Source organism: Prosthecobacter sp., assembly GCF_044222345.1.
Lineage (GTDB): Bacteria > Verrucomicrobiota > Verrucomicrobiia > Verrucomicrobiales > Verrucomicrobiaceae > Prosthecobacter.
Map to the genome: position 1 here is coordinate 1 of NZ_JBGANL010000119.1, position 5,231 is coordinate 5,231.

The 5,231-nt window shown below is 60.3% G+C and carries 5 protein-coding genes; all 5 read left to right on the plus strand.

Annotated elements, in window-relative coordinates:
* Window positions 1-1,107 (plus strand): DUF1592 domain-containing protein (locus ACILSL_RS26685; RefSeq protein ID WP_395735118.1); only part of this gene is annotated, 1,107 nt, incomplete at its 5' end.
* A gap of 18 nt (window positions 1,108-1,125) precedes the next feature.
* Window positions 1,126-2,445: a DUF1552 domain-containing protein gene (locus ACILSL_RS26690; RefSeq protein ID WP_395735119.1), complete on the plus strand. Its 1,320-nt coding sequence runs from the start codon at window positions 1,126-1,128 to the stop codon at window positions 2,443-2,445.
* Window positions 2,446-2,498: 53 nt separating this feature from the next.
* Complete coding sequence (locus ACILSL_RS26695) at window positions 2,499-3,002, plus strand: RNA polymerase sigma factor (RefSeq protein WP_395735120.1); 504 nt, start codon at window positions 2,499-2,501, stop codon at window positions 3,000-3,002.
* Entirely contained in the window at window positions 2,999-3,445 is a 447-nt protein-coding gene (locus ACILSL_RS26700) for a hypothetical protein (RefSeq protein WP_395735121.1), read from the plus strand. Before ACILSL_RS26695 ends, ACILSL_RS26700 begins: the two co-directional genes overlap by 4 nt.
* Window positions 3,399-4,934 (plus strand): hypothetical protein, encoded by a 1,536-nt coding sequence (locus ACILSL_RS26705; protein ID WP_395735122.1) that lies wholly within the window; start codon window positions 3,399-3,401, stop codon window positions 4,932-4,934. Before ACILSL_RS26700 ends, ACILSL_RS26705 begins: the two co-directional genes overlap by 47 nt.
* The last annotated feature ends 297 nt before the right edge of the window (window positions 4,935-5,231 follow it).

The following is a 5,231-nucleotide window of genomic DNA, read 5'->3' on the forward strand; positions in this document are numbered from 1 at the left end:
CTGGTCTCCCCCTATTTCCTCTTCAAAGCCGAGACGCTGCCCATGGCCAACGCTGCCCCCGGTGATGTGAAGCTCAATGCCTTCGAACTCGCCTCCCGCCTCAGCTATTTTCTCTGGGCCTCCCAGCCCGACTGGGAGCTGCGCAAGACCGCAGACGACGGCAGCCTCTTGAAGCCCGAAGTCCTCGCCGCTCAGACGAAACGCATGCTGCGTGATCCCAAGGCGAATGCCCTCGCCAAGGAGTTCGCCGGCCAGTGGCTGAAGTTCAACGGCTTCGATGAGAAGAGCACCGTCGATGAGAAAAAGTACCCTGAGTTCACCACCGAACTCCGCAACGACATGCAGCGTGAGACCATCGAGTTCTTCGCTCACCTGGTGCGCGATGATCGCAGCGTCGGCGACATCATCGGTGGCGACTATTCCTTCCTCAACGAGCGCCTCGCCAAGTTCTACGGCGTTCCAGGTGTCACCGGCGGTGAGTTCCGCGAGGTGAAAGTCGGGCAGCAGCATCGCGGCGGTCTGCTTGGCATGGGTGCCATTTTGACCAAGACCTCCCGCCCGAATCGCACCAGCCCTGTGGTCCGCGGGGACTACCTCTATCAGGTCGTGCTCGGCTTCAGTTCACCGCCGCCCCCGCCGAATGTGCCAAAGCTTCCCGACAGCGCCGTGAAGCCCGCCTCCTTGCGTGAAGCCCTCATGATTCATCGCACCGATGCCGCCTGCGCCGTCTGCCATGAACGCATCGATCCCCTCGGCTTCGCCCTGGAAAGCTTCGATCCCATCGGCCGCTTCCGCGTTGCAGATGAGACCGGTGGCAAGATCGACGACACCGGCGAGCTCAAGGACGGCACCAAATTCCAAGGTCTCGCCGGTCTGCGCGACTACCTCAAGAAGAACGAAACCAACTTCAACGCCCAGTTCTGCCGCAAGCTCCTCGGCTACGCTCTGGGCCGTCAGACGATGCCCAGCGACAAAGCACTGCTTCGGCAGATGCAGGCCGCGCTCAAGCAGAACAACGGCAAGTTCTCAGCCGCCGTGCTCGACGTCGTCAACAGCCGCCAGTTCCTCAACCGCCGCAGCGAGCCCGCCGTGGCTGCCAATCAATAAAACAACCGCCTCCTTCCTATGAACCTTTCCCGTCGCAAATTTCTCCGTGGCACCGGTGTCGCCCTTGGCCTGCCGTGGTTTGAATCCATCAGCTCCTTCGGAGCCGAAGCGGTCAAAAATAACACCGCACCCCGCCGTCTCGCCGTGTGCTTCACCGGCAATGGCGTCAATCCACACCACTGGGGCGCCACGCAGGGCCCTGCTGGCATGGAGTTCATGAAATCGCTCTCGCCGCTGGAGCCGCTGAAGAAGCACATCAGCGTCTTCAAAGGCCTGTGGAATCCGACCACCGTCGAAGGTGAAGGCGGCCACTATCCGAAGATGAACGTGCTCTGCGGCCTCAAGGTGAAGAAAACCACCACCGACGTCGAAGTCGGCACCACCATGGACCAGCTTGTCGCGGCACAAACCGGCAAGTTCACCCCCATGCCAAGCGTCGTGCTCGGCACGGAACGCCCCAGCTACAGCACCGATTCCGGCTTCACCTCCATCTACTCCGCCTACATCTCCTGGAGCACGCCCACGACACCGGCTCCCAAGGAAATCTTCCCGCAGCAGGCTTTCGATCAGCTCTTCGACGACGGCAGCAAGCGCAAGCGCGACAAGAGCATCCTCGACCTCGTGCTCGAAGACGCCGGCGCGCTGAAGCCCAAGCTCAGCCAGCGCGACAAACAGAAGCTCGACGAATACCTCACCTCCGTGCGTGAGATCGAGCAGCGCGTCGCACTGGCCGAAAAAATCAGCCAGGCCGAAACGAATGGCAGCGGCTGGCAGCCCACCGTCAAGGTGCCAACCATGCAGCGCCCCGGCGCCGGCATCCCCACCAGCTCGGAAGATCATCTGCGCCTCATGTTCGACATCATGCTTCTCGCCTTCCAGATGGACCGCACCCGCGTGGCCACCTTCATGATGAACAATGACCTCTCCAACATGCGCTTCCCCAGCCTGGAAGGCATCAGCGGCGGCATCCATGAACTCTCGCATCACGCCAATGACGAGCACCGCCTCGACATGTATCAGCGTGTGAACCAGCACCAGGTGAAGCTCTGGGGCGAGTTCCTCGGCAAAATGCAGGCCACCAACGAAGGCGAGCGAACCCTGCTGGAAAACAGCATGATCATGCTCACCAGCAGCCTTTTCGACGGCAACGCACATGATTCCCGCCAGCTCCCCGTCGTCCTCGCCGGCGGCGGTGGCGGCACCATTCAGGGCGGCCGCTTCCATGACCACAGCGCCGATCCCAACCGCAAACTCTGCCGCCTCCACATCGCCCTCATGGACCGCATGGGCCTCCACGTCGGCCACTTTGGCGATGCCGAGAACGCGCTCGCGATTTGAAGTAAATAAATAAAATCGCCAAGTCCGTGCGTCGTTTGCCAGACTGACCACGGATGCCGCCAGACGAAGCCACGCTCACCCGCCTCCATGCTGATCATGCGGTCAGCGTGTATCGCTTTGCGTGGTCGGTGACGAAGGATGAATCGCTGGCGCAGGAGGTGGTGCAGGAGCTGTTTCTCAAGCTCGCCCGGGACGCTGCGGTCATCACCACTGCGCAGTCCGAGCGCGCTGTCATCTTCACGCTCACGCGCAATCTCGCGTTGGATGCTCTGCGTCGTCGGTCCACCCGTGAAGACGCAATGCAGCGCTTTGCCGATGAACTGCCCGCCTGGTTTCTTCCCTGCGCTGACGTTGAGAACGAAGAAACCCGCATGCAAATCACCGCCGCGCTCACAGCCCTCCCCGAGGAGCAGCGCACCGTCATCCACCTGCATGTTTGGGAAGACCTCAGCTTCCGCGAAATAGGCGGTCTCCTCGATCTCCCCACTCAAACCGTCGCCAGCCGCTACCGCTACGGCCTCGAAAAACTGCGCGCCCAGAAACACACCCTTGTATGAAGAATGATCTCGAATCCACCCTCCGTGCCCAGCGCTGGCGCGATCCACCGCCGCAGTTTTTTGAGGGCGTTTTACGCACGGCACTCGAGGCCTCGCGCCAGCGTCCTGGAGTGCTCCAGCCCTCTGGAGCTTTTCGCGAACCAGAGAACGCTCAAAAGCGCCAAAGGCCCGGCACACTCCAAAACACTACCACGCCGAAGTTCTTCCCACGCCTGCTCTCCTCCATTCCGCGCCCCCTCCGCCTGCCACTCGCAGCATGCTGGCTGCTGGCCTTCTTTTTCCGCATCACCACCCCCGAGCCCGTCCCTCAATCCACGCTCGAAAACTACGCTAAACTTCCGCCGCTGACACCCGCGCAGCTTCTGGCCAATCTCAAACAAATCGAACAGCTCGCCGATGAACTCCTCCACCCCCAGCACCAAGGCCCCATCCCGCCTCTATAGCGTCCGCATCGCACGCTGGCTGGCCCGCCTTGTGTGGAATCGCCGCACCGCCTGGACACTCGTCTGTCTCATCTCTCTCACCACTGTTCTGTGGCAATGGGAAAACTGGCGCAGCGCCCGTGAACTGAGAGCAGTGCATCGTCGCTTGGTGGAGCGCTTGGGGACGGATGATCCGCTGGCGCTCATGCCGGCAAAGGTTGCCGATGAAGAGAACTACTTTGCCAATCCAGTGTTCGAAAGCTGGCTGCATGTGAAGAAGCCGGGCACGCTGAGCCTGAGATACGTTCCTCTCCAAAACGCACTGCTGCCGAAGGACTTCATTCGCCCGGAGATCGCCGAATCCAAGGATGGCGAAGGCGATAGGCTCGATCTGGTCACCTGGATCAAAAACCGGGGTATCAATGCTCCTGAGCCCCCCGCCACGGTCCTTGCCCGTGAATTGGGAGACGGCAACGGCCTGCTGCCAAAGTTGGCAGAAGGTCTGAACAAACCCTTTTCCATCATCAAACCGGGACAGCGAGAAGCCTTGGAGGCCGTCGGAGACAATCCATGGCAGGCCTCTTTTCCCGACTTCCTCGGATTGGATGATTTCCAACGCCAGCTAGGCCTTCACCTGCGCAGCGCCGCCCTTGCCGGAGATGCTGCAAAGACCGTAAGTACTGCCTTGATCATGCTGCGCATCAGCGAGGGAACGGCACTTGGTGGTATCATCGGCTGCCTCGTTCCGTCAGCCTTGCATGAGGTCACGTTTGACGCTTTGCATGAGGCCTTGAGTCATCCAGCCTGGACAGAAGAGTCACTGGGGCGGTTGCAGGTGCGTCTGGGCCAGTTTGATGATTTGCAGCAGTACCAGTCCGCCCATGGCCAGGAGATCCTCGGCATGTTTTTCCAGCTCGAGTATTTGAGAAAGCACCGCCACTTGCTGCATGACATAACCAACCGATCCTTAAAGACGCCATTCTTGGAGCGAGTGGTAGAGGATGCATTTTATTATGTCCTCATCAATGGCCCCATCGGCTGGCACGAAGCGAACGTCGCCTTTTACGCCGATTGCATGCTCGATCAGCTTGGACCACCTGGCCCCGAAGCCTGGCTCACGTCAGGTTCCAGAGCAGAAATCGTGCAGCTTCGGAGCAAAGCGGAAAACTCCTGGCCCAATCCGCGTCGCATCCTCGGAGCCATTGCCATTCCGCAAATCGGCGATATCACGCAAGCTGCCGCCGAGAGGCTCTTCCACCGCCGCTGCCTCATCATCGCCTGCTCCTTGGAGAAGCATCGCATGAAGCACGGCAGCTTTCCTGCATCGCTCGATCTGGTGAAGGACGACCTCAAGCTCTTCCAAGTCACCGATCCCGCTCGCCCCACACTTCCGTTGGGCTATCGTCTCGAAACAAACGGCTACCTCCTCTGGTCTGCCGGGCCGGACACGAAGGACGACGGCGGAGCCAAGGAAAAAGACTGGCTCTGGCGCATGAAGCGTGATCTTTGAGTCTCATGCCACGATCTATCGAAAACAGGTCGGTTCTTTCTTGCCCAACCACTCCGCTACTCACCAGCCCCAAAGGGGCTGCGTAATTCAGCCCAGGGTCAGCCGAGCCTAGGCGAGGAGACCCTGGGTTCTGCCAGTCAGCACGGAAAGCAAATCCATCGCCTTCTTCGTGTGCCGCGCTCTCCAGCAGCGTCTCTCCGCCATGCCACCCAGCCGTGACTCCCTTCCCACCCCTGTTCCACATGAATAATGGGATGTTCAAGATTCCTTGGCCAGCAGGAATAAAGACCGTTTTCT

Bases quoted from the DNA above. Each gene is read 5' to 3' on its own strand.
- ACILSL_RS26690 (WP_395735119.1), top strand. From the start codon at position 1,126: ATGAACCTTTCCCGTCGCAAATTTCTCCGTGGCACCGGTGTCGCCCTT.
- ACILSL_RS26695 (WP_395735120.1), top strand. From the start codon at position 2,499: ATGCCGCCAGACGAAGCCACGCTCACCCGCCTCCATGCTGATCATGCG.
- ACILSL_RS26700 (WP_395735121.1), top strand. From the start codon at position 2,999: ATGAAGAATGATCTCGAATCCACCCTCCGTGCCCAGCGCTGGCGCGAT.
- ACILSL_RS26705 (WP_395735122.1), top strand. From the start codon at position 3,399: ATGAACTCCTCCACCCCCAGCACCAAGGCCCCATCCCGCCTCTATAGC.